Here is a 23,695-nt window from a genome sequence, read left to right on the forward strand (position 1 = left end):
CAAAATAATTAATCAAGCAATAAATTTACTTGTTGATTTGCATAAGAAACTCGTACATTCTTACCTTCACAATTGATCTTAAACTTATAACCATTTTGCTCGATATTATGCGGACAATGAAAATGCGGTTCTAGAAATAAGCGTTGATGTTGATTTTCAGCGATTTGCAAAGCTTGATAACGTAGATAAATATTTACCGCACTTTTTCTTTGATAACTAACCCATTGATTAACAAATAAAAATAATGTAGAAAATATCATCATTGTGACTAATAACGTGATCAAGCTGGTACCCCGTTGAGGAAATTTATAATGGTTGAAAATCATACCAACTATTCTCCGCAAACTGCCAATAACTATATGATCGGATAAGATCGATGATTGTTTTTGAGCGATACACAATTTTAACTGCTGGTTCAATACTTAATTTCCCGCCGGTAATAACCGTTCCACTAATTTTACCTTTTCCTATTAACTTCAAATCCCCTTCAGCAATAACAACTGCATTAATATTACCTTGTATCTCCAATTCAGCTGATTTTTCCTCAACCCAATAGAGGTAATTTACTTTATCTCTCGGCAAAATAGCAGGCGGTGAATGTAATTTATGTTGAAATAAGTCCAGTAACTCAAGATTTATATACTGACTTAGCCCTGCCTCATAAGTAGCTTTTTTCGGCCTTTTTTTAAACAAATATTTTCTTTCACACCATACAAATTGAGAAGTGCGGTCAATTTTTCGTCGACTTTCAAATTCGATCTTCAAACTTTTCAAATTATTATTCAGAGGCTGGTTTTCACAAAGTTTTTCTTTTTGAGAAATACTTTGTCTCTGTAATATAAGACTTTGTTCTAAATATATTTTCCGTTGAGAAACAATGGATGAATGCAACGAAATCAAATCACCATCAAAAAAAAGTAAAATTAATAATACTGAGCTTAACAGCATTAATAGGGTGAGCGTTACAACTCCTTTTTGTATATTCATTTTTATCTCTTTTGATTAAGCAAAGGAATAATGGCTGAAGTCTCATATTCGACTTGTTTATTTCGCTTTAGATGCCCTTTTAGATAAACTTCCAATCCATTGTAATCAGCAATCCAATGAAATTTTAATGCAGTTATGGCTATGTCATTTTCATCTAATAAATCGACCCACCCTCCGCTATTACATGCAGGTTGTTGTAAATAGCTTTGGCATTGTTTTTGATTACAATTCGCGCTAATTGAATTTTTATAAGTTAATCTTGTCTCTATCATTTGTTTATTTAAGCGATAACCAAATAACTCTCGCTCAATTTCACGAGCTGTATTTTGTTTATTCCTTACACAAACATTATTACGATATGTCGTACCTACACAGCCGGTAGCATCAAGATCATAAATAAAAAGAACGCAACTATTCGAAGGTTCATTATCAGCTTGAGCGACTACAATACTCTTTCCGCTTTTATCTTGTTCAAATAAATCGAAATTACTCCGAACCAATTTATCACTAATAGCCCTAAATCCACTACGGCGAATATCCTTACCCAAAAGTTGGATAGTTCGTTGCAATTCTGATTGTAAATAGAGATGCAAAAGTATCTGTTTATTTTGTTGCTGACTATAACTATAAAATGCACTAACACTCATTAATAACATCATTGATAAGCTCAACGCTATCATTACACTTAATAAAGTTTGTCCACGATAAATAATCAATGTTCCCCCTTACTAATGATCATTCACGCAAGCACTTAACGATTGGTAACCTTTAAGTTTTAAAGATCCTACATTAAAAAACGAAAATACTGTTCTTTGCTGATCAGATTGCAATACAAAACAAGTCGTCGTACTTGTATTCCTTGTACCGTTTAATCTAGTCATTTCTCTAGGATAATAAACTTTGCTGATTAACATGGTTTTATCTGCAAAATAAGGATAATAAAATTTCATCGGAATATTTCTATTACAGCTGCGAGGATTTAAACAATCACATATATCTGTGTTTTTTGGTTGTGCAACCAGACACCAACGCTTACTCACTAAATCACGATTAGCAATTAAAAACCAAATATCATTAGAATTTTCAACTCGAGCTTGTAACTCCCTTATGAAAATATAGAGTTTATTTTGCTCTTTTTCTAAAATCATTTTTGTATTTGCTGTTTGCCACATGGGAAAAGAAAATGTTACTGTCATACTGATAATCAGTAAAACAATCAATATTTCTAATAGAGTAAACCCCTTTAATGCTTTCATTTTTTTCCTATTTTTGACCGCACTTTAACTCATCTGGAAAAATGGGTAAAAATAATTAAAAAAAATTACGATACAGATCGCAAAAATAGAATTTAGTAAAAAGAAAAGTGACTAATTTTAAGTATATGTCCTCTTAAGAGAAACAAACAGAAAAGACACGATAAATAAGAATAACCAATATTTTTATGAATGAATCTTTAAACATGACTGGTGGGTCGTGAAGGATTCGAACCTTCGACCAACGGATTAAAAGTCCGCTGCTCTACCGACTGAGCTAACGACCCATAAATTGGGATATTACAAATAAAATGGTGGGTCGTGAAGGATTCGAACCTTCGACCAACGGATTAAAAGTCCGCTGCTCTACCGACTGAGCTAACGACCCATAAATTGGGATATTACAAATAAAATGGTGGGTCGTGAAGGATTCGAACCTTCGACCAACGGATTAAAAGTCCGCTGCTCTACCGACTGAGCTAACGACCCTCATTGTTTGTAACGAGCGGATATATTACTGTTTTTATTTTAATAATCAATAAAATTTTTTTATTTTTTGTTTATTTGAACGAATAGTCGGCAGAAAAGGGGCATTTAAAACAAATATACCCACTTAAATTCAAAATTTACCGAAAAAATGCAATAAAAAACCGGGCATCATACCCGGCTTAAGAAATTAGTATGCTAATACAGCACGACGGTTCTTAGAATATGCAGCTTCATTATGACCTAACTCTGCCGGTTTCTCTTCACCATAAGAAAGGGTTGAAAGTTGACTAGCTTGAACACCCTTATTTAATAAAAAGTTTTTTACTGCATCAGCACGACGTAAACCTAATGCCATGTTATACTCCGGAGTACCACGTTCATCAGCATGACCTTCAACAAGAACTTTAGAAGCTGGTGTTGACTTTAAGTATGCTGAGTGTGCATCTAAGATTTGAGCGTATTCGCCCTGCACATCATAACTATCAAATTCAAAATACACTGTATTATAACGTTGTTGTAAGTCAGTTACAGAATAACCGCCAAACATTTGAGCATTTGTTTTAGATGAGTTATCAGATGAGCTACAAGCTGCCAATACTGCCACTGAACCCGCTACTACTAATAATTTTGCAAAGTTTTTCATTAACCTCTCCTAGTTTTTATTTAAATATGGTGACCAAGCTGGAAATTTAATCTGACCGTCACTACTTGGTAGACGTGCTTTAAAACGACCGTCAGCGGAAACCAATTGTAGCACCTTTCCTAGACCTTGTGTAGAACTATAAATAATCATAATTCCATTGGGTGAAATACTTGGGCTTTCATCTAAGAAAGTAGAGCTTAACATTTCCGTCACACCTGTCGCCAAATCTTTTTTAACAATATTATCGGCATAAATCATCACTAATATACTACCATCTGCAGAGATTTTTCCACTATACCCCCGACCAGCAGAAACTAATGATATACCATTACCAAATACATCCATCTGATAAATTTGAGGTCCGCCGTCTCTGTCCGAAGTAAAAATTATAGATTGCCCATCCGGTGACCAAGAAGGTTCCGTGTTGTTGCCTGCACCGCTAGTTAACTGAGAGATAGTCCCGCTTCCTAAATTCATGACATAAATATTTAATACGCCATCTTTTGATGAAGCAAATGCCAATTTTGAACCATCAGGAGAAAATGCCGGAGCTCCATTATGCCCAGGGAATGCAGCAATAACCCGACGAGCTCCAGACTGTAAATCATGTACAATTAATTGAGATTTACGATTTTCAAAAGATACATAAGCCAATTTACTACCATCAGGCGACCAAGCGGGAGACATCAATGGTTGCGAACTACTATAAACAATAAATTGATTATGTCCATCATAATCTGCAACACGAACTTGATAAGGTTTTGAGCCACCGTTCTTTTGTACAACGTATGCAATTTTAGTTCTAAATGCACCACGAATTGCAGTCAGCTTTTCAAAAACTTCATCACTGATGGTATGAGCACCTAAACGAATAGCATTTTTCGGTACAGCGTACTGGTTTTGACTTAGTACCTCTCCCGCATTTCCTGAAGCACCGATAGTGTCTACTAATTGATATGCGATACTATATCCTTTTTCATTTGGTGTAACTTGTCCAACAACTACTGCATCAATGCCTAAAGAAGACCAAACATCGGAAATTACCTCACTTGCTGATGTCGGTTTTTGAGGCATTTTACTGACTGCAATAGGATTAAATTTACCACTATTGCGTAAATCTGCAGAAATGATATCAGCTACATCTATCGGCATAGAGTCACTACCATTCCATTTAAATGGAATTATCGCAATAGGCCGAGCACTATCAACCCCTTCATCAATGACAATTCTTACCTCACTTTCAGCTTGTACGGTTTGTATGAACAAACTAAAAAGTACTATGAATAATGTAGTTAAATATGCAGAAAATTTCATATAAATTTTACCTTTTAGTTTCTTTAATTATTTCAATCTAAATTCGAGTGGGAATTTCTTATATTTTCTATAAATCTCATCAGTTGGTGCCTCCGGTACCTTTTTCGTTCTAGATACCGCTGATAACCCCGCAGTACAAATATCATCTGAGCCAGATAATTTTCTAAAGTTAGTGATCGTTCCATCTCTTGCTAATTCAACCTCAATAACACAAACTTTATTAGCAAACCTAGGTTCTTTTAGAAAGCGACGCTGAATTTCTCTCTTAATTTGAGCGGCATATTGCTCTCCAGTTCTTCCGCCTTTGCCGTTTTCAAAACCAGTCCCCACTCCTTGAGAACCTTTCATCGTCATATTTCCACCATTTTTGCTACTTCCTGCAATATCACCTCCATTGAAAAAATCATCTAACGCCGCTTGTTCCGCTTTGCGTTGAGCTAATTCCGCTTTTGCTTTAGCTGCTTTTTCCGCTTTTATTTTTGCTTCCTTAAGTGCCTTTTGTTTGGCTAATCTATCCGCTTTCTCTTTTGCTAACTTCTCTGCTCTCTCTTTCGCTAACTTCTCTGCTTTTTGTTTTTCCTCAGCGTCTCTAACCTTTTTCTCTTCTTCAATTTTTTTTGCCAATGCCTGTAAACGCATTTCTTCAGCCTCTGCTTTCAACTTTGCAACAGTCTCTTTCTTGGCATTATCTTCTTCCAATTGCTTTGCTAAACGCTCTTGCTGAATTTTTTCTTCTTTTATTTTTTGCTCTGCAAGTCTTTTCTGTACATCTTCATCTTCTCTTATTTTTTCTTCAAATACATCAACATTCTCCATTAACTCGTCTTCTTGCGTTGCTTCAACAAAGGTTTCTTGTTTATCCGGATTGCTTTTTTTCTTTTCCTGTAAACGTCCCCACTCTTTTGCAATAGTTCCCGTATCAACCATAACAGCAGACATTACTTCACCATCACCTTCTCCACCTCCCATGATTTCAACATTATTATAGTTAGATCCTAATACCAGCAAACTTAATAACAAAATATGCAGAAAAATTGATAGCAGAATGGCACCAAGCTCATTTTTTTGTCGATGATTACACACTGTGTTACCTACTTATATTTAAAGAGGATTAGTCATCAATCCAACAGATTTTATTCCCGCAACATGAAGTAAATTCAAAGCTTTGATTACCTCCTCATACGGAACATCTTTAGCCCCTCCAACCAAAAATAACGTATTATTATCTTTGTCAAATTCTTGCTTAGAAAGTTGAGTTACTAATTCTTCTGTTATCCCCTCAGTTCGCTCTCCACCAATGGAAAGTGCATACTGTCCAATACCTGAAACCTCCAAAATAACAGGCGTTTTATCTTCTTTAGATACATTTTGGCTTTCTACAGCTTCGGGAAGTTCAACTTGAACACTCTGACTAATAATCGGTGCTGTTGCCATAAAAATGAGCAATAAAACCAATAAGACATCCAAAAAAGGAATAATATTAATTTCTGACTTAATATCTCGACGTTTTCGACGATAAGACATAGATAGCCTCTAAACTTATGAAAAAAGAACCGCACTTTATCCGTCAGTACGGAGAATTTTGATACATTTAATGATTTTTACCAAATGCTTGACGATGTAAAATTGTCGTAAATTCATCAATGAAGTTAGCATAATTTTGCTCTAATTTATTCACACGTAGACTTAAACGATTGTAAGCCATTACAGCTGGAATAGCAGCAAATAAACCAATAGCCGTTGCAATTAAAGCCTCAGCAATCCCCGGGGCAACCATCTGTAATGTTGCTTGTTTGGCACCACTTAATGCCATAAAAGCATGCATAATTCCCCATACTGTACCAAATAAGCCGATATATGGACTAATAGACGCAACAGTTGCCAAAAACGGAACTCGTGTTTCCAAATCTTCCACTTCACGATTCATTGCTAAATTCATTGCTCTAGAACTGCCTTGAATAATGGCTTCAGGGGCATCCGGATTAGCTTGTTTCAGACGATTAAACTCCTTAAATCCAACATAAAAAATTCGCTCACTGCTGTTTAGACCATTACGACGATTAGAAAGTCCATCATATAATTTATACAAATCTTCTCCAGACCAAAAACGTTCTTCAAAAAGTGTACTGTCCTTTAATGCTCGAGTTAAAATGCGACTACGTTGGATAATAATCGCCCACGATATAATCGAAAAAGATATTAATATGACAATGACAATTTGTACAACAATACTAGCCTTTAAAAATAATTCTAAAAAATCTAATTCAGCGGTCATGACATAACTCCGAAAATGTTATCATTTAGTTTAATTTCTGCTTTTATTTCTTGAGGTATAGCCACAGGTCTCATTTTCACAAGATCCACTGACGCAACTTTCACCACAGCTTGTGAAATGATCTCATCATCTCGTTTCAATATTTGTGAAAAAACTATACTTGCTCCCTTGATAGCTACAACATAAGTTTCCACAATTAATAGGTCATCTAATTTTGCAGGAACGCAGTAGTCAATCCGTATTGACTTCACAACAAAAGCAACTTTTCGCTCATTTAATAGATTTTGCTGAGAAAAATTCAACGTTCGCAAGTATTCTGTTCTCGCCCGTTCAAAAAAATGGAGATAACGGGCATGATAAACAACACCTCCGGCATCGGTATCTTCGTAATACACACGAACAGGCAATTTAAAAACAGGCATATTACTCTCCCTCACAAAGTCTTTTATTTTCTCATTTCTATATGAAAAATGAACCAAGTATTCTAGATTCAGTCAAATATATTAGCAAGAATAAATACAATGAAAAGAAAAATATTTTTTTAGACTATACATCGCACCTTAAAATAAACCCTGTGCTTAGTTAAAAAATACTTTTACTTTTGATCATGAAAAATTTACACAAAAGAAAAAATAAAAGGGCTCTTTAGAAGCCCTTATTTTTCAGTCAATAAAGAAAAATCCTTATTCGTCAAGTTTACCCGTTTTCTCAAGACTGATAGTAATGATTGCACTTAGCATAACAGCGAACAAAACACCCACTACCCATAACACATAAAACATAATCTTATCTCCTTACTAGTATAATGAGTTTTTGTTTTCTTCAATGAAGTCAGCATCTAAGCGACCAAACATCTTCGCATAAGCCCAAATGGTGTAGCTCAGTAAAATAACAACAAAGAACAGTGCAAAACCAAGCATTAGTGTTAATGTTAATTCACTTGATGTTGAATCCCACATTAATAAACTCATATTCGGATGAGAAATAGAAGGCATCACAAATGGGAACATGGCAACACCGCAGGTTAATATAATTCCTGCCATCGTGATAGACGAGAAGAAAAATGCAAATCCTGAACGGTTGGCTTTTGATGCCAAAATATTTAACAACGCACCACCCACTGCTAATGCTGGAAGAATAAACAACACAGGTGCATCAAAATAATTCTTAAACCAAGCTCCCACTTCAACTGCAACTGTTTTAACAGTTGGGTCAGATGGTGCATTATGATCAAGGACACTTGTTACAATAAAGCCTTCTTTGAAATATAACCAAACACCAGCCAAAATAAACGTCAACAATGTAACAAAAGCACCTACTTGTGTTATTACACGAGCACGCTCACGCAGTTCTGATGTTGTTTTCATTTGTAACCAAGCAGCACCTTGTGTGGTTAACATAGAAAAACTGATTAAACCACAAAGAATCGCAAAAGGATTTAATAATTCAAAGAAAGAACCTGTATAAGTTACTTGCATCAAATCATTAAATTCAAATGGAACACCTTGCAATAAATTACCGAATGCAACACCGAATACCAATGATGGGACAAAACCACCAGCAAATAATCCCCAATCCCAAAATTTACGCCAAGTTGGATTATCAATTTTAGCACGATACTCTAGCCCGACAGGACGGAAAAATAGTGCGGCTAAAACTAAAATCATCGCAACATAAAAGCCGGAGAAAGAGGCTGCATAAACTATCGGCCAAGCAGCAAACATTGCACCGCCTGCAGTCAATAACCAAACTTGGTTTCCATCCCAATGTGGTGCGATAGAATTGATCATTATACGTTTCTCAACTTCTTTTTTGCCTGCGAAAGGTAATAAGCTAAGAACTCCCATATCAAATCCGTCTGTTACTGCAAATCCAATAAGCAGTACCCCGACTAAAATCCACCAAATAAAACGTAGAAATTCATAATCAATCATGGTTAGACTCCTGCTTATTTAGATAATTGTTCAAAATAATAACGACCGGTTTTTAACGAACTCGGACCCAAGCGACCATATTTAAACATCAAATACATTTCTACTACTAGGAAGATTGTATAGAGGGCACAAATCAGTCCAATAGATAACCAAAGATCAGCTGTTGTTAAATTCGACGCAGCCACACCAACCGGTAGTACATCATAAATAGCCCAAGGTTGACGTCCATATTCAGCTAAGAACCAACCACTTTCCATAGCAATCCATGGAAGTGGAAGCCCCCATAATAAAGCTTTTAATAAAAGTGGACTACGCCCTACTGTTTTACGCATATTTTGTACGAATGCAGCAATCATCAGAACTAGAATTAAACCACCGGCAAGCATCATTATACGGAATGACCAGAACGTTGGTCCTACATTTGGGATAGTATCAGCAGCTGCTTGCTTAACTTGCTCATCAGTTGCATCTACGACCGCATCAGTATAACGCTTGAGTAATAGACCAAATCCTAAGTCATCTTTAACTGCGTTAAATTGTGCTTTAGTTTCTTCATTAACCTGACCGTTGGCCTTTTTCTCAGCCTTCAATTGTTGTAGTAAACCATAGGCAACCATACCGTTACGAACTCGTTGCTCATTAAGAGCTTGTAGATCAACTAGTCCTGTAAATTGTTTGTCTAATGAGCGAGTAACAATAATCCCCGCAGCATAAGGAATTTGTAAAGCAAAATCATTTTTTTGCTCTGCCTGATTAGGTACAACAATCATATTCCAAGACGCAGGAGCCGGTTGAGTATGCCATTCACCTTCCATAGCAGCTAATTTTACAGGTTGGGTTTGACCAATTTCGTAACCAGATTCATCACCCATGATCAATACTGAAACAGTTGCAATGATACCGAAAACTGATGCAATAGAGAAAGAGCGTTTTGCGAATCCGACATCACGTCTTTTTAGGAGGTAATATGAACTAATAGCTAAAACAAAACATGCACTAGTCACATAACCCGCAGACAATGTATGCAAGAATTTACTTTGTGCAACAGGGTTTAACCAAAGATCCATAAAACTGGTCATTTCCATACGCATTGTTTCAAAATTAAACTCAGACGCTACCGGATTTTGCATCCAGCCATTGGCAACTAAAATCCACATGGCCGAAAAGTTAGAACCAAATGCTACACAATATGTAGTTAATAAATGTTTAGCTTTTGATAAACGATCCCATCCAAAGAAAAACAAACCAACAAATGTTGATTCTAAGAAAAATGCAAGTAATGCTTCAATAGCGAGCGGTGCCCCAAAAATATCACCAACATAATGAGAATAGTATGACCAGTTAGTACCAAATTGGAATTCCATTGTAATCCCAGTTGTCACGCCTAAGGCAAAATTAATACCAAACAATTTACCCCAGAATTTGGTCATATCTTTATACACTTCTTTGCCTGTTGCAACATATAAAGTTTCCATAATCACAAGGATAAATGACAAACCCAATGTTAGCGGTACAAACAAAAAGTGATACAACGCAGTTAACGCGAACTGCAATCTAGAGAGTTCAACAACGTCCAACATCTCCAACTCCTTGTGCAATGCTACAAGTTTTTCACAATGATTACTATGTAACCACCCCTCAAATACTCAAGTTGAAACCTCAAGTAGATTTACTGAACTATCCTCATAAACATTTATTTAAATGAACATACAACATAAAATTTACATAAGTTTCACAGTTCACCATTAAATGTCATGTGGATAACCCAAAAACGGTATTAATTTTACTACTAAAAGTAAGAATAAAAAACAATAAAAGTGTTATAAAGATCACATTTTTAGATCTAAATCAAATAACATTTCTTTAACACTTTCTTATATATTGATATACATCAAACATTATAGAATATTCACAATTTTTAACATTTATTCCAAATAGTAAAAATTTACAAAAAAATATGAAGCAATAAATAACTAGACATGTCAGTCTTTTTTTGATAGTTTCCGAAGGTTTTCTGAAAAAATTTCAAGAGGTTATCAATGAATATAATGCTAAAACCAAGATCAGTAATGATTATTTTAGCTAGCGTATTTGCAACTATAACAACAACTCATGTCCAAGCAAACACTCTGCCTGAGCAGTGCCAAAAATTATTTAAAGAAACAGAAAATCTAATTGCTGAGGCAGAAAAACAGCCGGGAACACATGTTCAACTGGCAAAAATAAAAAGTAAATTAAAACAAAGTAAGCAACAAATTCTCGCCATGGAGCATGATATACAAATCAAAAGTTGTGATATCGGATTGGCAAAACTTCATACGAAATAGCAATTGGTGATTACCGATATTGATCTGTTCCTTAAATCTTAAATAGATAACTCATAAACGATAAATTAAGGCACAGATCACTTTTCGGTATTTGTTATTGTGTATTTACACTCGCTCCGTTTCTAAACGCTCAAATACAAGCACCTTACGCTCCAATCTGCGTAATAATAAAGTAGCAATACCTGTAATAATGAGATAGATTACGCCTGCGATACCATAAATTGTCAGTGCATCATATTCAGTACCATAAAGTTGTCTTGCATACCCCATAATATCCAAAATAGTGATAATTGAAGCAAGCGATGTGCCTTTAAAGACAAGAATTATTTCATTGCTATATGAAGGTAATGCTCTTTTTAATGCGTAAGGAACAAGAATTTTCAAAGTTTGCCAACGGCTCAAACCTAGTGCAACACAGCTTTCCCATTGTCCTTTAGAAATCGCTTTTACCGCACCATAAAAAAGCTGAGTTGAATACGCTGTACTATTTAAAGCTAATGTAAGTATTGCACAAAACCACGCACTTGATAATAAAGGCCATAAAAAACTATTTACAATCCAAGAAAATTGTCCCGGTCCTGCATAGATTAAGAAAAATTGCACCAGTAATGGTGTACCGGTAAAAATTGTGAGAAAAAGATTAATTGGAAGACTTAACCATTTTTTTTCCATAGAAAGAGCAAAAGTTAATGTCAAAGCAAGAAAAAATGCTACCAGCAAGGCAACTATAGTAAGAATTAAGCTTGTTGGAATTCCTTGTGCAATTGTTAAAAAATAATCTTTAATCATTTTTCATCCTTTAATTTGTAGCACGTTCAAAGCGTGTGACTCGCCGCTCAAGTTTACGAATAATAAATTGACTAAATAGCGTAATCAACAAATAAAGCAATGCTGCAAATCCATACCAAGTAAAAGGTTGGTGAGTATTGGTATTGATTAATTCAGCTTGACGCATTAGGTCATGCACACCGATTAACGACACAAGTGCGGTATCTTTTAATAACACTAACCATTGATTACTCAATCCCGGTAAAGCGTGTCGCCAAACTTGCGGCATAATAAGAAAAATAAACGTATAACTACGACTCAAACCTAATGCCGCACCGGATTCCCACTGTCCTAAAGGTATAGCCTGAATTGCTCCACGCAAAGATTGAGAAGCATAAGAAGCAAAAATAATAGACAGTGCAACCACGCCACAACCAAAGGCACCAAACTCTACATATTCTCCGATTACCCATTCCAGTATTTCAGGTACGCCAAAATAAATTAGGAAAACCACAAGAATTTCAGGTAACCCTCGTAATAATGTCACAATAGTGGCTGTCGGTTTACGAATACATGCCCATTTGTGTGTTTCTAATACTACAAAGAAAATAGATAATGCCAATCCGAGTAATAAAGAACAAACCGCCAACCCTAAGGTCATCAGGGTTGCGGTATACATTAAAGGTAAATAATCAATAAACATAAAATTATTTAGTCATCCATTTATCATAAATTTTTTGATATTCGCCGTTTGCTTTGATTGCCGAAATACCTTTATTTAATTGCTCAACAAGTGCGGTATTCTTTTTATTTACCGCAATTCCCAAGCCGTTATTGAAATAACGTTTATCCGTTACACGCTCGCCCACAAACTGCAATTCCGGATTTTTATCAAACATATCTCTTAATACATCCGTATCACCAAAAATGAGATCAATACGACCATTTTTTAAATCCAAAATTGCATCTTGTAAGCTGGCATAAGATTTAGATTGATATTGCTTCGCTTCTTTATTCGCATATTGCTGATACGTTGTACCGTTTTGTACACCAACCACTTTTGCCGTCGTTAAATCCGCTTTCCCTTTTAATGCAATAAAACTGGCTGAACTTTCATAATAAGAATCGGTAAATGCTACTTGTTTTGCACGGGCTTCCGTAATATCAATCGCTGAAATTGCCGCATCAAACCCACCGCGACCTTTAATTAAACTTGGAATTAACGCATCAAACACTTGGGCTTTGAAGCTACAATTAGCTTGAATTTCTTTACAAATTGCATTAGCAATATCAACGTCAAAACCAATAATTTCACCTTTTTCATTAGTTAATTCAAATGGTGGATAACTTGGTTCCATAGCAAAAGTAATATCTTGTGCATTTGCACCAATCGTAGCAGCTGCCAACATTGTTGCTAAAAGTAATTTTTTCATAATAAGCTCCTTAAATATTAGTGTGAGTGAGATAAATATTGTTTAAATTGCTCTGTTGAGGGTTGTTCAAAACAGCTGGAATCCCCCATTTCAACGATGCGACCTTGTTCCATATAGACAACTTTGGTTGCAACCTTTTTTGCCACCGCAACTTCATGCGTTACGATAACTTGTGTAATGCCCATTTCCTGTAACTCTTGAATGATTGATACAATCTGAGCTGTAATTTCAGGATCTAATGCCGCTGTCGGTTCATCAAATAATAAAACTTGCGGCTTCATCATTAATGCACGAGCAATAGCAACACGCTGTTGCTGTCCTCCTGATAAGTGCAGTGGAAATCTTTCAGCGAATTCTTCCAAGCGTAATCGTTTTAATAATTCAATAGCTTGTTCTTTGGCTTTTTCTTTCGCTATCCCTAAAACTTTAATCGGTGCCTCAATAAGATTTTCCATTACAGTCAAATGAGGCCATAAATTGTATTGTTGAAATACCATACCTACATCTTGACGCAATTGACGCATTTGCTTTGGGTTGGCAATATCTTGCGAGAGATCGAATTTATTATTGGCAATACTCAATTCTCCAGATGTTGGAACTTCAAGTAGGTTTAACGTTCTAATCAAGGTGCTTTTCCCTGCACCACTTGGTCCCAATAAAACAACGGTATCACCATCTTCAGCTGTGAGATTAATATCAAACAGTGCCTGTGATGCACCATAAAAAAAATTTAAATTTTTAACACTAATTGTCATTTGAATAAAAGATCTCGTTTTGGTTATTAATTGATTTACGCAAACATTATCACCGTTTGAATAAATATGCAATATTTTTGCAAAAAAATTCTTTTTATAGTGCAATTAATATGAAACGGTGAGACAACCCACCGTAATTAATGGTTTAAGGAGAGTTTGTAGACGTAGAAGAGCAAAATCCGGCAGGAAATAGATCAGCCTTATTATTGCAATTTGCACTCCAAGTAACGCCGGTTGAAGCATCGCCTGTTGGTGTTAAGGTATAAGTAATATCTTTAAGATTTCCATTCCCTGTAACAGTAATGGCTCCACCTTGCACGCTAACTGATTTTACTTTACCTTTTGGTGTATTGATTGCCGCTTGAATTCCATTTGTTCCAGCATTACAATTTGTCGGTGCATCATTGTTATACACGCATAGCTCAACTTCTGCACGATAAGGAGCAGAAGCTTGTAACAACTCTGTAATCGCAGCTTTTTTTGTATAATTTTGGTATGACGGAATTGCAATGGTTGCAAGAATTGCCACAATAGCAATAACGATCATCAGTTCTATGAGAGTAAATCCTTTTTTAGCTGATGAAAAAATATAGGTTATTTTCATAATGTTTCCTTTTTTAAATAAAATGACAATGCCGAATGGCAAGTGAAAGTTTGTAGAAATTGAAAAAAACCGACAAATAGACCGCACTTTTTCTGCGAGCCGACTCGCAAAAATAATAATTTATGAACAATAAACAAAAAAATATCTGCACAGGTTGGTTTTCAGAGGCTAGAAAATTACCCTCTCCACATTTTGATCAACGTCCGGAAAATAGTGATATTTCCCTTTTAGTTATTCATTACATCAGCTTACCGCCAGAGCAATTCGGTGGTTCGTATATTGATGATTTTTTTCTAGGTAACCTTGATCCTCTCGCACACCCTTATTTTGCCACTATTGCAAACATTCGAGTGTCAGCACACTGTTTGATTACTCGTGATGGTGCTATTACACAATATGTCAATTTCAATGATAGGGCTTGGCACGCCGGATTATCCTCATTTGAAGGGAGAGAAAAATGCAATGATTTTTCTATTGGCATTGAATTGGAAGGAAGTAATCTTCAACCGTTTACAGAAGAACAATATCAATCTTTAGAACGTCTGACTTTAGACATTATGCATTCATATCCTTTAATAACCAAACAACGTATTGTCGGACATTGCCACATATCTCCGAATAGAAAAATAGACCCTGGTCAATATTTTGATTGGCAAAGATATTTCAATAAATTAGAGGAAGAGACATCTTAGTTACTGATGCAGAAACACTGATAAAAAAACAATTTTTCTCTATTTACTTTTTTACGAAAAAAAATGTAGGAAAAATAACCGCTCATCACTAAAAACAAGTAGATATTTTATGGTGATATATCTGTAGAAGATCAGCATTGCTCAGACAGCTTACTACAAAAACTGAGAGTTTCCTACTTAGAATATGAATATCAACATTCAATTTAAATAAAAAAGGAAACCCTCATATTTTATTCTGTAGCTAAGGTTTATAAATAATTTCTACACCTTCCTCATCGTCTTCCGACCAATCGCCCCAATCATCCTCTTCTTGGTCATCTTCTGTAAAGACCTGTTCGGACAATTGTTCTTGATGATAGTCATCCCATTTAAATTTCACTTCTTGAGCATCTATCTTTTCTTGTTCTTGACGTGGATTTTCTTCAATAAAATCCATAATATCGCGGCATAAAACGTCTACATTTTTACCTGTTGCGGCTGAAATCAAGTAATAATCATCTTCCCCACCCAAACGTTGCATAATATTCTTTGCACGTGCGGTTGCTTCTTCATCTGAAAGTGTATCAATTTTATTGAAAACTAACCAACGAGGTTTATTCGCTAATTTTTCACTATATTGAAATAATTCACCTTCAATGATTGCAATATTATCCGCTGGATCACTCTCATCAATTGGTGCAATATCAACCAAATGAATTAAGACATGACAACGCTCCAAATGTTTTAAAAATCGTACTCCCAACCCAGCACCTTCAGAAGCTCCCTCAATTAATCCGGGAATATCTGCAATCACAAAGCTACGGCTAGTATCAACACGAGTAACGCCTAAACTAGGAACTAATGTAGTAAAAGGATAATCTGCAACTTTCGGTTTAGCTGCGGAAACAGCTCGAATAAATGTTGATTTTCCTGCATTGGGCAATCCCAACATACCAACATCGGCTAAAAGCATTAATTCCAATTGCAAATCTCGCTTTTCACCCGGTGTTCCATTGGTTTTCTGTCTTGGTGCTCTGTTCACTGAAGATTTGAAACGTGCATTCCCCAGTCCATGATAACCACCTTTTGCAACTAACATTTTGGTACCATGTTTAGTTAAATCACCCAACACTTCTTTGGTATCGTTATCGATTGCTCTTGTTCCGACCGGTACCCTTAATGTAATGTCTTTGCCTCTACGTCCTGTACAATCAGAACTACGCCCATTCTCTCCACGCTCTGCTGCAAAGCGTTTTTCAAATCGGTAATCAATCAATGTATTTAAATTCTCGTCGGCAATTAGATATACATCGCCACCATCACCGCCATCACCGCCATCAGGACCACCTTTCGGAATAAATTTCTCTCGCCGAAAACTTACACAGCCGTTACCGCCATCACCAGCTTCGATACGAATCAGTGCCTCATCAATAAATTTCATTTTTTTTCTCCTAAATTTTATTCTTGATAAATTTATAACCAATAGCTGAGGTCATTGCACCAAAGACAACAATGAACGCACCAATATAGCTGAGCGTATTTAATTCAGGGGCTGAAAAATACTGTGGGTATATTAAATTTAATAAGTGAGCAAATAAAATAGTGAACAAAGGTACCAAGGTAATGACAACACTTACTTTGGCAACATCCCAATGGTTTAATGCCTCAGCATAGGCACCATAACCTATTAGTGTATTCAGACAACAATAAATAAAACAAATTAGCGTAAAAGTATTTAGATTTTGCAATTGCTCAATCTCAACAAAAGGAGTAAAAACAAATGCACACCCTGTATAAATCATCAATAAAATCTGTTGAGAGTTAAAACGGCGTAAAAGTAATTTTTGTGCGAGTCCGTAAGTTACCCAAATCAAGGATGCCGACATACTTAAAAATACGCCTATAGAATAGATATTAATATCAAATAATTGGTCCGCTCGCTCATTGAAAAATAAGATAAGTCCAATAATTAGAATAACTAAACCAATTTTTTGATGTAATCCTAACCTTTCTTTAAAGATCACAACTCCACAGAACATCATTGCAAAGGAAGAAAAATGCACAAAAATTTGAGTAACAGAAGGCTCAATAAATTTTAATGAGGAATTAAACAGACTAAAGTTTCCGGATAGCCCTATAACACCTAATATAACCAGTCCAAAAAAGTAACGATTGAGATCTGATAATTTAGGTAATCTGTTCGCTAATTTAAGTAAAATAGCTAATGCAACAGTAGCAACCATAAACCTGAACCAAACGATAGTTTGCATACTCATAGCATTCATAACTTGTTGTAATGCAATAGGTAAAGATCCCCAAGCTATCGCAGTAGTCAATGCAAATATAAACCCGAGTAATGGTTTCTGTTTCATATTCGCCCTCCTATATAAATACAAAACTCGTGCAATAATAGCACCGCACTGGTAACTGTGCTAATAAAGTATTAATTTTCTAAAAACAAAAAACCCCACAAAAACATTGTGGGGCATCACTCTGTATCAATAAAATTATTCGGCTACAACAGAAACGTATTTACGACTTTTCTCGCCTTTAACTTCAAATTTTACTTTACCATCAGCAGTAGCGAACAAAGTATGATCTTTACCCATACCTACATTTGAACCCGCATGGAATTTAGTACCACGCTGACGAACAATAATACTACCTGCTAATACTGATTCGCCACCGAAACGTTTCACACCAAGACGTTTAGCTTCAGAATCACGACCGTTACGAGTTGAACCACCAGCTTTTTTAGTTGCCATATTCTATAACTCCTGTGAAATTATGCTTGAATCCCAGTGATTTTCACTTCTGTGAACCACTGACGATGACCTTGTTGTTTACGACTGTGTTTACGACGACGGAATTTAACGATTTTAACTTTTTCGCCACGTCCCTGCGACACAACTTCAGCCACTACCTTAGCACCTGTCACTACTGGTGTACCGATCTTAATATCTTCGCCGTTAACGATCATCAATACTGAATCGAACTCAACAGTAGAGCCCGTTGCTAATTCAAGTTTTTCTAAACGAACAACATGACCTTCGCTTACACGGTGCTGTTTACCGCCACTTTGAAAAACTGCGTACATAAATACTCCGCTAGATAATAGTGCTTATAATGTTATTTTCATTTAGCACATCAAAATTCATATAAATAGGTTGCGAATTCTACGAAAAAAACGGCTTCTTCGCAAGCCTTTCTTTTTAAGAAAATAAAAAAATCTTATTTTATAGAGTTTAATTTCAGAAAGCTCAGAAAATCAGGTACAATCAACCGCACTTTTAGCTTAATTTATGATAGTTTCAGCATGATAGAAAAAATGAACCCAATGAATATCCATGCAATCCAATCTCTTATTAAAACAGATATGGATAAAGTGAATGCCACAATTCTAGCACAACTTAATTCGGATGTTGCTTTGATTAATCAGCTCGGTTATTACATTGTTCAAAGTGGTGGAAAACGTATCCGCCCTATGATTGCTTTGTTGGCAGCCAGAGCACTAAATTATCAAGGTGATGAGCCTATTACTTGTGCTGCATTTGTTGAATTTATTCATACGGCGACATTGTTACATGATGATGTCGTTGATGAGTCCGATATGCGTCGTGGAAATCCGACAGCCAATGCGGAATTCGGCAATGCGGCAAGTGTATTGGTAGGTGATTTTATTTATACACGTGCATTCCAATTGATGACTAAACTCAATTCATTACGTATTTTACAAATTATGTCCGATGCAACAAATATCATTGCAGAAGGTGAAGTACAACAATTAATGAATGTCAATGATCCGGAGACAAGTGAAGATAATTATATGAAAGTGATTTATAGTAAAACCGCTCGCTTGTTTGAGGTCGCTACACAATGTGCCGCCATAACAGCTCAAAGTAATGCAGAACAAGAAATTGCTTTACAACACTATGGACGATACTTAGGAACAGCATTTCAACTAGTTGATGATGTGTTAGATTACAGTGCAAATGCGGCGACTTTGGGTAAAAATATCGGTGATGACTTAGCTGAAGGGAAACCTACTCTTCCTTTATTACATGCAATGCGTAATGGTACACCACAACAATCTGCATTAATTCGTGAAGCAATCGAACAGGGCGGAAAACGGGATTTTTTGGAGGATGTACTTGCCATTATGACAGAACAAAAATCTTTGGATTATGCCATGAGTAAAGCAAAAGAAGAGGCTCAAAAAGCTGTTGATTCAATTTCCTGTTTACCAGAAAACCAATATAAGCAAGCATTAATTTCTTTGGCTTATTTATCCGTTGAGAGGCACTATTAATGATTAGACATTGAGTATTGTAGTAAAAATACTTATCAGATTTGAATGAAAAACCTTTTAGACTTGAGTGGGAAATTAAACATTTATTCCCCTAAATTTAATCGTTATCAAACAAGCCTTATGAAAATAGATATGCACAGAACCAAACTTGAACAAAAGCAACCGCACTTTGATGCACAAAAGCGTCGTAAGAAAGAATGTAAAAATTCGAATACACCTTTCGTACGCCCCAAATTAGAATTACCACATGGACATAATAAACTGTTATTACATTCTTGTTGTGCACCTTGCTCCGGAGAAGTCATGGAAGCTATTCATGCTTCAGGCATTGATTTTACAATTTACTTTTATAATCCCAATATTCATCCGTTAAAAGAATATTTAATTCGTAAAGAAGAAAATATTCGCTTCGCCGAGAAATGGGGAATTCCTTTCATTGATGCAGATTATGATCGTCAAAATTGGTTTGATCGTGCAAAAGGAATGGAAGATGAACCGGAACGGGGTATTCGTTGTACAATGTGCTTTGATATGCGTTTTGAAAAAGCCGCACAGTATGCCCATGAAAATGGTTTCCCTGTTTTTACCAGTTGCTTAGGAATTTCTCGTTGGAAAGATATGAACCAAATTAATGGTTGTGGACATCGTGCAGCGGAAAAATATGATGATGTGGTTTATTGGGATTACAATTGGCGTAAAGGCGGAGGGTCGCAACGAATGATTGAAATCAGTAAACGAGAACGTTTTTACCAACAAGAATACTGCGGTTGCGTCTATTCTTTACGAGATACAAACAAATGGCGTGAAGCAAATGGTCGTCAGAAAATTGAGATTGGTAAATTATATTATTCTGCTGATAAGTAAAATCTAACCGTAACGTATCAAAATGGGCGAGAATATCGCCCCTTTCAATCACTACATTTTTCGCCACATGGTTCCGTTTGAACCGTCTTCTAAAATAACGCCCATTGCCGTCAATTCATTTCTCGCAGCATCAGCTCTCGCCCAATCTTTTGCCTGACGAGCATCGTTACGTTGCTTGATCAATTCTTCTATTTTAGCAATTTCAGCATCATCCGAGCCTGCTTGTAGAAAATCTTCCGGATCTTGTTCCAATAAACCTAGAATACCGGCTAATTCTCTCAAACGAGCCGCCAAGCCATCGGCAAGCAGTTTATCTTCATTTTTTAATCGATTAATTTCACGAGCCATTTCAAATAAAACAGAAATAGCATTCGGCGTATTAAAATCATCGTTCATAGCTTCAGTAAACTGAGCAATGAAATTTTCCCCTCCGAAAGCAACCGCACTTTTATCTGTGCCACGCAAAGCAGTGTATAGCCGCTCCAATGCACCATGTGCCAAATCCAAATTTTCTTCACTATAATTCAATTGGCTACGATAATGGGCTGTCAACAAGAAATAACGGACACTTTCCGCATCATAATGGTTTAACACATCACGAATAGTAAAAAAGTTGCCCAACGATTTAGACATTTTCTCTTTGTCCACCATGATCATACCTGAATGTATCCAGTAATTTACATACCGGTTTCCATGTGCACAACAAGATTGTGCGATTTCATTTTCATGATGAGGAAACATTAAGTCAGATCCACCGCCATGAATATCAAAATGCTCACCTAAGTGTTTACAATTCATTGCGGAACATTCTATATGCCAACCGGGGCGACCGGCTCCCCATGGCGAATTCCAGCTGGGTTCGTTTTCTTTCGACATCTTCCATAACACGAAATCCATTGGATTTTTCTTAATTTCAGAAATTTCAACCCTTGCTCCCGCTTGCAATTGTGTTAAATCTTGACGAGATAATTTGCCATACTCTTTGAAACTTTCCACGTCAAACATAACATCACCATTATCCGCCACATAAGCATGACCACGTGCAATTAATTTTTCAACCAGTGCAATAATTTCTGCAATATGGTGTGTTGCTCTAGGCTCAAAATCCGGACGTAATACATTCAACGCATCAAAATCCTTATACATTTCAACAACCATACGATCTACCAATTGCTCGCAAGTTTCTTTATTTTCTAAAGCACGGCGAATAATTTTGTCATCAACATCAGTAATATTACGCACATAAGTCAATTCATAACCCAAATAACGTAAATAACGTGCGATAACATCAAAACAAACAAAAGTGCGTCCATGTCCAATATGACACAAATCATATACAGTTACACCACAGACATACATTCCTACTTTATTTTCTGAAATAGGTTTAAACACTTCTTTTTCTCGTGTTAGGGTATTAAAAATTTTTAACATTTGTTTGTTCTCTATAATTAAATGAAATCGTTAATCTACCAGAACGCTGAATCCGCTCAGTGATGATTTTATAGCACTTATTGCAACTTTATGAAATAATAAGCATCATTATAACAACACAAAATCAAAGGATCTAAAATGATTACATTACACACAAATTTTGGTGATATTAAATTAGCATTAAATTTTGAAAAAGCACCAATTACAGCGGAAAACTTTCTAACATATTGCAAAGAGGGTTTCTATAATAACACAATTTTCCACCGTGTTATTGATGGATTTATGATCCAAGGTGGTGGTATGGAAAGTGGCTTGCGTGAAAAAAATACTAAAGCACCAATTAAAAACGAAGCAAGTAATGGACTTAGCAATAAACGTGGCACAATTGCCATGGCAAGAACATCGGATCCTCATTCGGCGACAGCTCAATTTTTCATCAATGTAGCAGACAACACATTCCTTGATTATCGAGCAAAAGAAATGTTTGGTAAAACCGTTGTGCAAGAATGGGGCTATGCTGTATTTGGTGAAGTCGTTGAAGGAATGGATATTGTCGATAAAATTAAAGGTGTCAAAACAGGAAACAAAAGTTTCCATCAAGATGTGCCTGTTGAAGATGTAATTATTACTTCTGTTACCATTGAATAATATTTTTGATAGTGGCCCGACAAATATTGTCGGTACATTTTCATCCAAAAGTGCGGTGTTACATTCAAGCATATTACAATTTTTACCCATCTTGTAGATAACGATTTCCTTGATCATTCAACAAAAAGTCGATCAAGGATTTCGTCGTAATGTAGCCAATATTGTTCCCAAGTTGCTATCATCAAATCATTATGCGTTTTTTCGATACTCATATACACCTAGATTATGTACAGCAAGTTACTCAGGAAAACTTAGCTCAACTCATACATAATGCTCACCGAATTGGGGTAGAGAAAATGCTGATTGTTGCAGTATTGCAGCAAGATTTTGAAAATATTGTAAACATGACCGCACTTTACCCGACTCAGCTGTATTATGGATTAGGCTTACATCCTTTATATATTGAACAGCATAGTAAAAATGATTTAGATATTTTGTCCCAAGCGTTAGAACAAGGTTCTGCTGCTTGTACAGCAATTGCTGAAATAGGTTTGGAACGAGGAAAATCTGATCTGATTAGCGAGAGATTATGGAAAAAGCAATGTGAATTTCTAGAAGTTCAACTCAGTTTTGCACAACGCTTTAATTTGCCTGTCAGCTTGCACAGTCGCCAATCTCACGACCACTTATTCACTTTTCTGAAACGAATAAAAGTAAATAAGTGCGGTGTAATTCATGGTTTTGCCGGAAGTTATGATCAAGCAAAGCGTTTTGTGGATTTAGGCTATAAAATCGGTGTTGGCGGCACAATCACCTATGAACGTGCCAATAAAACCAGAAATACTATTGCAAAATTACCTTTAGACAGTTTATTACTGGAAACGGATAGTCCCGATATGCCCATTTGTGGTTTTCAAGGTCAACCCAATCGTTCAGAGCGAATTATTCATGTTTTCCATGAATTATGTCAATTAAGAAAAGAACCGGCAGAACTTATCGCATCTACAATCTGGAAAAATAGCTGTAACCTGTTCGCAAAATAATATTTTT

Annotated in this window: 29 protein-coding genes and 3 tRNA genes; 6 read left to right on the forward strand and 26 right to left on the reverse strand. The window is 35.9% G+C overall.

The annotated features are described in order from the left end of the window. Positions 1 to 8 precede the first annotated feature (8 nt). From HNR69_RS04590 to HNR69_RS04665, 16 genes are all read right to left on the reverse strand, one after another. Entirely contained in the window at positions 9 to 326 is a 318-nt protein-coding gene (locus HNR69_RS04590; protein WP_012340547.1) for a DUF5374 domain-containing protein, read from the reverse strand. Continuing rightward, entirely contained in the window at positions 307 to 987 is a 681-nt protein-coding gene (locus tag HNR69_RS04595; protein WP_075293666.1) for a DUF2572 family protein, read from the reverse strand. Before HNR69_RS04595 ends, HNR69_RS04590 begins: the two co-directional genes overlap by 20 nt. A 2-nt stretch (positions 988 to 989) precedes the next feature. Continuing rightward, the gene (locus tag HNR69_RS04600) at positions 990 to 1,667 is read right to left on the reverse strand and encodes a type II secretion system protein J (RefSeq protein WP_081376624.1); all 678 of its coding nucleotides are present in this window, start codon (positions 1,665 to 1,667) and stop codon (positions 990 to 992) included. A gap of 48 nt (positions 1,668 to 1,715) precedes the next feature. Next, on the reverse strand, positions 1,716 to 2,243 hold the full coding sequence (locus tag HNR69_RS04605) for a prepilin-type N-terminal cleavage/methylation domain-containing protein (RefSeq protein ID WP_011608418.1): 528 nt from the start codon (positions 2,241 to 2,243) through the stop codon (positions 1,716 to 1,718). A gap of 208 nt (positions 2,244 to 2,451) precedes the next feature. Then, positions 2,452 to 2,527 (reverse strand) — tRNA-Lys (locus HNR69_RS04610). Between the two features lie 25 nt (positions 2,528 to 2,552). After that, positions 2,553 to 2,628, reverse strand: a tRNA-Lys gene (locus HNR69_RS04615). A 25-nt stretch (positions 2,629 to 2,653) separates the two neighbouring features. Continuing rightward, positions 2,654 to 2,729: transfer RNA gene (locus tag HNR69_RS04620), tRNA-Lys, on the reverse strand. Positions 2,730 to 2,916: 187 nt separating this feature from the next. Beyond that, the gene (gene pal / locus HNR69_RS04625; RefSeq protein WP_075293668.1) at positions 2,917 to 3,372 is read right to left on the reverse strand and encodes a peptidoglycan-associated lipoprotein Pal; all 456 of its coding nucleotides are present in this window, start codon (positions 3,370 to 3,372) and stop codon (positions 2,917 to 2,919) included. Positions 3,373 to 3,381: 9 nt separating this feature from the next. Next, positions 3,382 to 4,686, reverse strand: coding sequence for a Tol-Pal system beta propeller repeat protein TolB (gene tolB / locus HNR69_RS04630; protein WP_075293669.1), 1,305 nt, complete (start codon positions 4,684 to 4,686; stop codon positions 3,382 to 3,384). Between the two features lie 27 nt (positions 4,687 to 4,713). Continuing rightward, the gene (gene tolA / locus HNR69_RS04635) at positions 4,714 to 5,769 is read right to left on the reverse strand and encodes a cell envelope integrity protein TolA (RefSeq protein ID WP_075293670.1); all 1,056 of its coding nucleotides are present in this window, start codon (positions 5,767 to 5,769) and stop codon (positions 4,714 to 4,716) included. 18 nt (positions 5,770 to 5,787) lie between these two features. Next, positions 5,788 to 6,210, reverse strand: a complete 423-nt coding sequence (tolR, locus tag HNR69_RS04640) for a colicin uptake protein TolR (RefSeq protein ID WP_011608414.1) — start codon at positions 6,208 to 6,210, stop codon at positions 5,788 to 5,790. A 67-nt stretch (positions 6,211 to 6,277) separates the two neighbouring features. After that, positions 6,278 to 6,961 carry a protein TolQ gene (gene tolQ, locus HNR69_RS04645; RefSeq protein ID WP_011608413.1) on the reverse strand — a complete coding sequence of 228 codons (684 nt, stop codon included), beginning with the start codon at positions 6,959 to 6,961 and terminating at the stop codon, positions 6,278 to 6,280. Continuing rightward, positions 6,958 to 7,383, reverse strand: a complete 426-nt coding sequence (ybgC, locus tag HNR69_RS04650) for a tol-pal system-associated acyl-CoA thioesterase (RefSeq protein WP_075293671.1) — start codon at positions 7,381 to 7,383, stop codon at positions 6,958 to 6,960. The genes tolQ and ybgC overlap by 4 nt, the downstream gene beginning before the upstream one ends. Before the next feature lie 261 nt (positions 7,384 to 7,644). After that, positions 7,645 to 7,743 carry a cytochrome bd oxidase small subunit, CydX/CbdX family gene (locus tag HNR69_RS04655; RefSeq protein ID WP_075290566.1) on the reverse strand — a complete coding sequence of 33 codons (99 nt, stop codon included), beginning with the start codon at positions 7,741 to 7,743 and terminating at the stop codon, positions 7,645 to 7,647. Positions 7,744 to 7,758: 15 nt separating this feature from the next. Beyond that, the gene (gene cydB, locus HNR69_RS04660) at positions 7,759 to 8,895 is read right to left on the reverse strand and encodes a cytochrome d ubiquinol oxidase subunit II (RefSeq protein ID WP_012340457.1); all 1,137 of its coding nucleotides are present in this window, start codon (positions 8,893 to 8,895) and stop codon (positions 7,759 to 7,761) included. 14 nt (positions 8,896 to 8,909) lie between these two features. Next, positions 8,910 to 10,475: a cytochrome ubiquinol oxidase subunit I gene (locus tag HNR69_RS04665; RefSeq protein WP_012340448.1), complete on the reverse strand. Its 1,566-nt coding sequence runs from the start codon at positions 10,473 to 10,475 to the stop codon at positions 8,910 to 8,912. Positions 10,476 to 10,964: 489 nt separating this feature from the next. Here HNR69_RS04665 and HNR69_RS04670 point away from each other — a divergent pair, with 489 nt between their 5' ends. Continuing rightward, positions 10,965 to 11,222 carry a DUF5339 domain-containing protein gene (locus HNR69_RS04670; protein WP_178384284.1) on the forward strand — a complete coding sequence of 86 codons (258 nt, stop codon included), beginning with the start codon at positions 10,965 to 10,967 and terminating at the stop codon, positions 11,220 to 11,222. Positions 11,223 to 11,327: 105 nt separating this feature from the next. On the opposite strand, the gene artM is transcribed toward HNR69_RS04670, so the two are convergent. The 5 genes from artM to ppdD form a co-directional block, all read right to left on the reverse strand. Further along, a complete protein-coding gene (gene artM, locus HNR69_RS04675; protein WP_011608408.1) occupies positions 11,328 to 12,011 on the reverse strand; it encodes an arginine ABC transporter permease ArtM in 684 nt (227 codons plus the stop codon). Positions 12,012 to 12,021: 10 nt separating this feature from the next. Next, positions 12,022 to 12,693: an arginine ABC transporter permease ArtQ gene (artQ, locus tag HNR69_RS04680; protein WP_011608407.1), complete on the reverse strand. Its 672-nt coding sequence runs from the start codon at positions 12,691 to 12,693 to the stop codon at positions 12,022 to 12,024. A gap of 4 nt (positions 12,694 to 12,697) precedes the next feature. Next, a complete protein-coding gene (locus tag HNR69_RS04685) occupies positions 12,698 to 13,423 on the reverse strand; it encodes a transporter substrate-binding domain-containing protein (protein ID WP_075293672.1) in 726 nt (241 codons plus the stop codon). A gap of 17 nt (positions 13,424 to 13,440) precedes the next feature. Continuing rightward, a complete protein-coding gene (artP, locus tag HNR69_RS04690; protein ID WP_012340409.1) occupies positions 13,441 to 14,178 on the reverse strand; it encodes an arginine ABC transporter ATP-binding protein ArtP in 738 nt (245 codons plus the stop codon). Positions 14,179 to 14,323: 145 nt separating this feature from the next. After that, entirely contained in the window at positions 14,324 to 14,782 is a 459-nt protein-coding gene (gene ppdD, locus HNR69_RS04695; RefSeq protein WP_075293673.1) for a prepilin peptidase-dependent pilin, read from the reverse strand. A 122-nt stretch (positions 14,783 to 14,904) separates the two neighbouring features. Between ppdD and ampD the strand changes: the two genes are divergently transcribed. Then, entirely contained in the window at positions 14,905 to 15,474 is a 570-nt protein-coding gene (gene ampD, locus HNR69_RS04700) for a 1,6-anhydro-N-acetylmuramyl-L-alanine amidase AmpD (RefSeq protein WP_075293674.1), read from the forward strand. Positions 15,475 to 15,715: 241 nt separating this feature from the next. Here ampD and cgtA read toward each other — a convergent pair whose 3' ends face one another. The 4 genes from cgtA to rplU all read right to left on the reverse strand — a co-directional run bounded on the left by cgtA (position 15,716) and on the right by rplU (position 18,550). After that, on the reverse strand, positions 15,716 to 16,894 hold the full coding sequence (gene cgtA / locus HNR69_RS04705) for an Obg family GTPase CgtA (RefSeq protein ID WP_075293675.1): 1,179 nt from the start codon (positions 16,892 to 16,894) through the stop codon (positions 15,716 to 15,718). Positions 16,895 to 16,904: 10 nt separating this feature from the next. Next, positions 16,905 to 17,825, reverse strand: a complete 921-nt coding sequence (locus HNR69_RS04710) for a DMT family transporter (RefSeq protein ID WP_012340377.1) — start codon at positions 17,823 to 17,825, stop codon at positions 16,905 to 16,907. A gap of 135 nt (positions 17,826 to 17,960) precedes the next feature. Next, on the reverse strand, positions 17,961 to 18,218 hold the full coding sequence (gene rpmA, locus HNR69_RS04715) for a 50S ribosomal protein L27 (protein WP_011608400.1): 258 nt from the start codon (positions 18,216 to 18,218) through the stop codon (positions 17,961 to 17,963). 20 nt (positions 18,219 to 18,238) lie between these two features. Further along, complete coding sequence (rplU, locus tag HNR69_RS04720) at positions 18,239 to 18,550, reverse strand: 50S ribosomal protein L21 (RefSeq protein ID WP_011608399.1); 312 nt, start codon at positions 18,548 to 18,550, stop codon at positions 18,239 to 18,241. Between the two features lie 240 nt (positions 18,551 to 18,790). On the opposite strand from rplU, the gene ispB reads away from it, so the two are divergent. Both ispB and HNR69_RS04730 read left to right on the forward strand, forming a co-directional pair. Continuing rightward, positions 18,791 to 19,762, forward strand: a complete 972-nt coding sequence (ispB, locus tag HNR69_RS04725) for an octaprenyl diphosphate synthase (protein WP_075293676.1) — start codon at positions 18,791 to 18,793, stop codon at positions 19,760 to 19,762. Positions 19,763 to 19,894: 132 nt separating this feature from the next. Continuing rightward, on the forward strand, positions 19,895 to 20,626 hold the full coding sequence (locus HNR69_RS04730) for an epoxyqueuosine reductase QueH (RefSeq protein WP_011608397.1): 732 nt from the start codon (positions 19,895 to 19,897) through the stop codon (positions 20,624 to 20,626). Positions 20,627 to 20,677: 51 nt separating this feature from the next. Here HNR69_RS04730 and cysS read toward each other — a convergent pair whose 3' ends face one another. Further along, complete coding sequence (cysS, locus tag HNR69_RS04735) at positions 20,678 to 22,057, reverse strand: cysteine--tRNA ligase (protein ID WP_075293677.1); 1,380 nt, start codon at positions 22,055 to 22,057, stop codon at positions 20,678 to 20,680. Positions 22,058 to 22,195: 138 nt separating this feature from the next. Here cysS and HNR69_RS04740 point away from each other — a divergent pair, with 138 nt between their 5' ends. Together HNR69_RS04740 and HNR69_RS04745 are read left to right on the forward strand one after the other, a co-directional pair. Then, complete coding sequence (locus HNR69_RS04740; protein WP_011608395.1) at positions 22,196 to 22,705, forward strand: peptidylprolyl isomerase; 510 nt, start codon at positions 22,196 to 22,198, stop codon at positions 22,703 to 22,705. Between the two features lie 191 nt (positions 22,706 to 22,896). Continuing rightward, on the forward strand, positions 22,897 to 23,688 hold the full coding sequence (locus HNR69_RS04745; protein ID WP_075293678.1) for a TatD family hydrolase: 792 nt from the start codon (positions 22,897 to 22,899) through the stop codon (positions 23,686 to 23,688). The last annotated feature ends 7 nt before the right edge of the window (positions 23,689 to 23,695 follow it).

Origin of the sequence: Histophilus somni (genome assembly GCF_014202395.1) — a bacterium.
GTDB classification, from domain to species: domain Bacteria; phylum Pseudomonadota; class Gammaproteobacteria; order Enterobacterales; family Pasteurellaceae; genus Histophilus; species Histophilus somni.

Coding starts and splice junctions, on each gene's coding strand:
- HNR69_RS04600 (WP_081376624.1), bottom strand. CDS start 1,667: ATGATAGCGTTGAGCTTATCAATGATGTTATTAATGAGTGTTAGTGCA.
- rpmA (WP_011608400.1), bottom strand. CDS start 18,218: ATGGCAACTAAAAAAGCTGGTGGTTCAACTCGTAACGGTCGTGATTCT.
- HNR69_RS04710 (WP_012340377.1), bottom strand. CDS start 17,825: ATGAAACAGAAACCATTACTCGGGTTTATATTTGCATTGACTACTGCG.
- cgtA (WP_075293675.1), bottom strand. CDS start 16,894: ATGAAATTTATTGATGAGGCACTGATTCGTATCGAAGCTGGTGATGGC.
- HNR69_RS04605 (WP_011608418.1), bottom strand. CDS start 2,243: ATGAAAGCATTAAAGGGGTTTACTCTATTAGAAATATTGATTGTTTTA.
- HNR69_RS04745 (WP_075293678.1), top strand. CDS start 22,897: ATGCGTTTTTTCGATACTCATATACACCTAGATTATGTACAGCAAGTT.
- HNR69_RS04595 (WP_075293666.1), bottom strand. CDS start 987: ATGAATATACAAAAAGGAGTTGTAACGCTCACCCTATTAATGCTGTTA.
- ampD (WP_075293674.1), top strand. CDS start 14,905: ATGAACAATAAACAAAAAAATATCTGCACAGGTTGGTTTTCAGAGGCT.
- ybgC (WP_075293671.1), bottom strand. CDS start 7,383: ATGCCTGTTTTTAAATTGCCTGTTCGTGTGTATTACGAAGATACCGAT.
- tolR (WP_011608414.1), bottom strand. CDS start 6,210: ATGTCTTATCGTCGAAAACGTCGAGATATTAAGTCAGAAATTAATATT.
- HNR69_RS04665 (WP_012340448.1), bottom strand. CDS start 10,475: ATGTTGGACGTTGTTGAACTCTCTAGATTGCAGTTCGCGTTAACTGCG.
- tolB (WP_075293669.1), bottom strand. CDS start 4,686: ATGAAATTTTCTGCATATTTAACTACATTATTCATAGTACTTTTTAGT.
- ispB (WP_075293676.1), top strand. CDS start 18,791: ATGAATATCCATGCAATCCAATCTCTTATTAAAACAGATATGGATAAA.
- artP (WP_012340409.1), bottom strand. CDS start 14,178: ATGACAATTAGTGTTAAAAATTTAAATTTTTTTTATGGTGCATCACAG.
- artM (WP_011608408.1), bottom strand. CDS start 12,011: ATGATTAAAGATTATTTTTTAACAATTGCACAAGGAATTCCAACAAGC.
- ppdD (WP_075293673.1), bottom strand. CDS start 14,782: ATGAAAATAACCTATATTTTTTCATCAGCTAAAAAAGGATTTACTCTC.
- HNR69_RS04685 (WP_075293672.1), bottom strand. CDS start 13,423: ATGAAAAAATTACTTTTAGCAACAATGTTGGCAGCTGCTACGATTGGT.
- cysS (WP_075293677.1), bottom strand. CDS start 22,057: ATGTTAAAAATTTTTAATACCCTAACACGAGAAAAAGAAGTGTTTAAA.
- HNR69_RS04670 (WP_178384284.1), top strand. CDS start 10,965: ATGATTATTTTAGCTAGCGTATTTGCAACTATAACAACAACTCATGTC.
- rplU (WP_011608399.1), bottom strand. CDS start 18,550: ATGTACGCAGTTTTTCAAAGTGGCGGTAAACAGCACCGTGTAAGCGAA.
- HNR69_RS04740 (WP_011608395.1), top strand. CDS start 22,196: ATGATTACATTACACACAAATTTTGGTGATATTAAATTAGCATTAAAT.
- HNR69_RS04730 (WP_011608397.1), top strand. CDS start 19,895: ATGCACAGAACCAAACTTGAACAAAAGCAACCGCACTTTGATGCACAA.
- pal (WP_075293668.1), bottom strand. CDS start 3,372: ATGAAAAACTTTGCAAAATTATTAGTAGTAGCGGGTTCAGTGGCAGTA.
- artQ (WP_011608407.1), bottom strand. CDS start 12,693: ATGTTTATTGATTATTTACCTTTAATGTATACCGCAACCCTGATGACC.
- cydB (WP_012340457.1), bottom strand. CDS start 8,895: ATGATTGATTATGAATTTCTACGTTTTATTTGGTGGATTTTAGTCGGG.
- HNR69_RS04590 (WP_012340547.1), bottom strand. CDS start 326: ATGATTTTCAACCATTATAAATTTCCTCAACGGGGTACCAGCTTGATC.
- HNR69_RS04655 (WP_075290566.1), bottom strand. CDS start 7,743: ATGTTTTATGTGTTATGGGTAGTGGGTGTTTTGTTCGCTGTTATGCTA.
- tolQ (WP_011608413.1), bottom strand. CDS start 6,961: ATGACCGCTGAATTAGATTTTTTAGAATTATTTTTAAAGGCTAGTATT.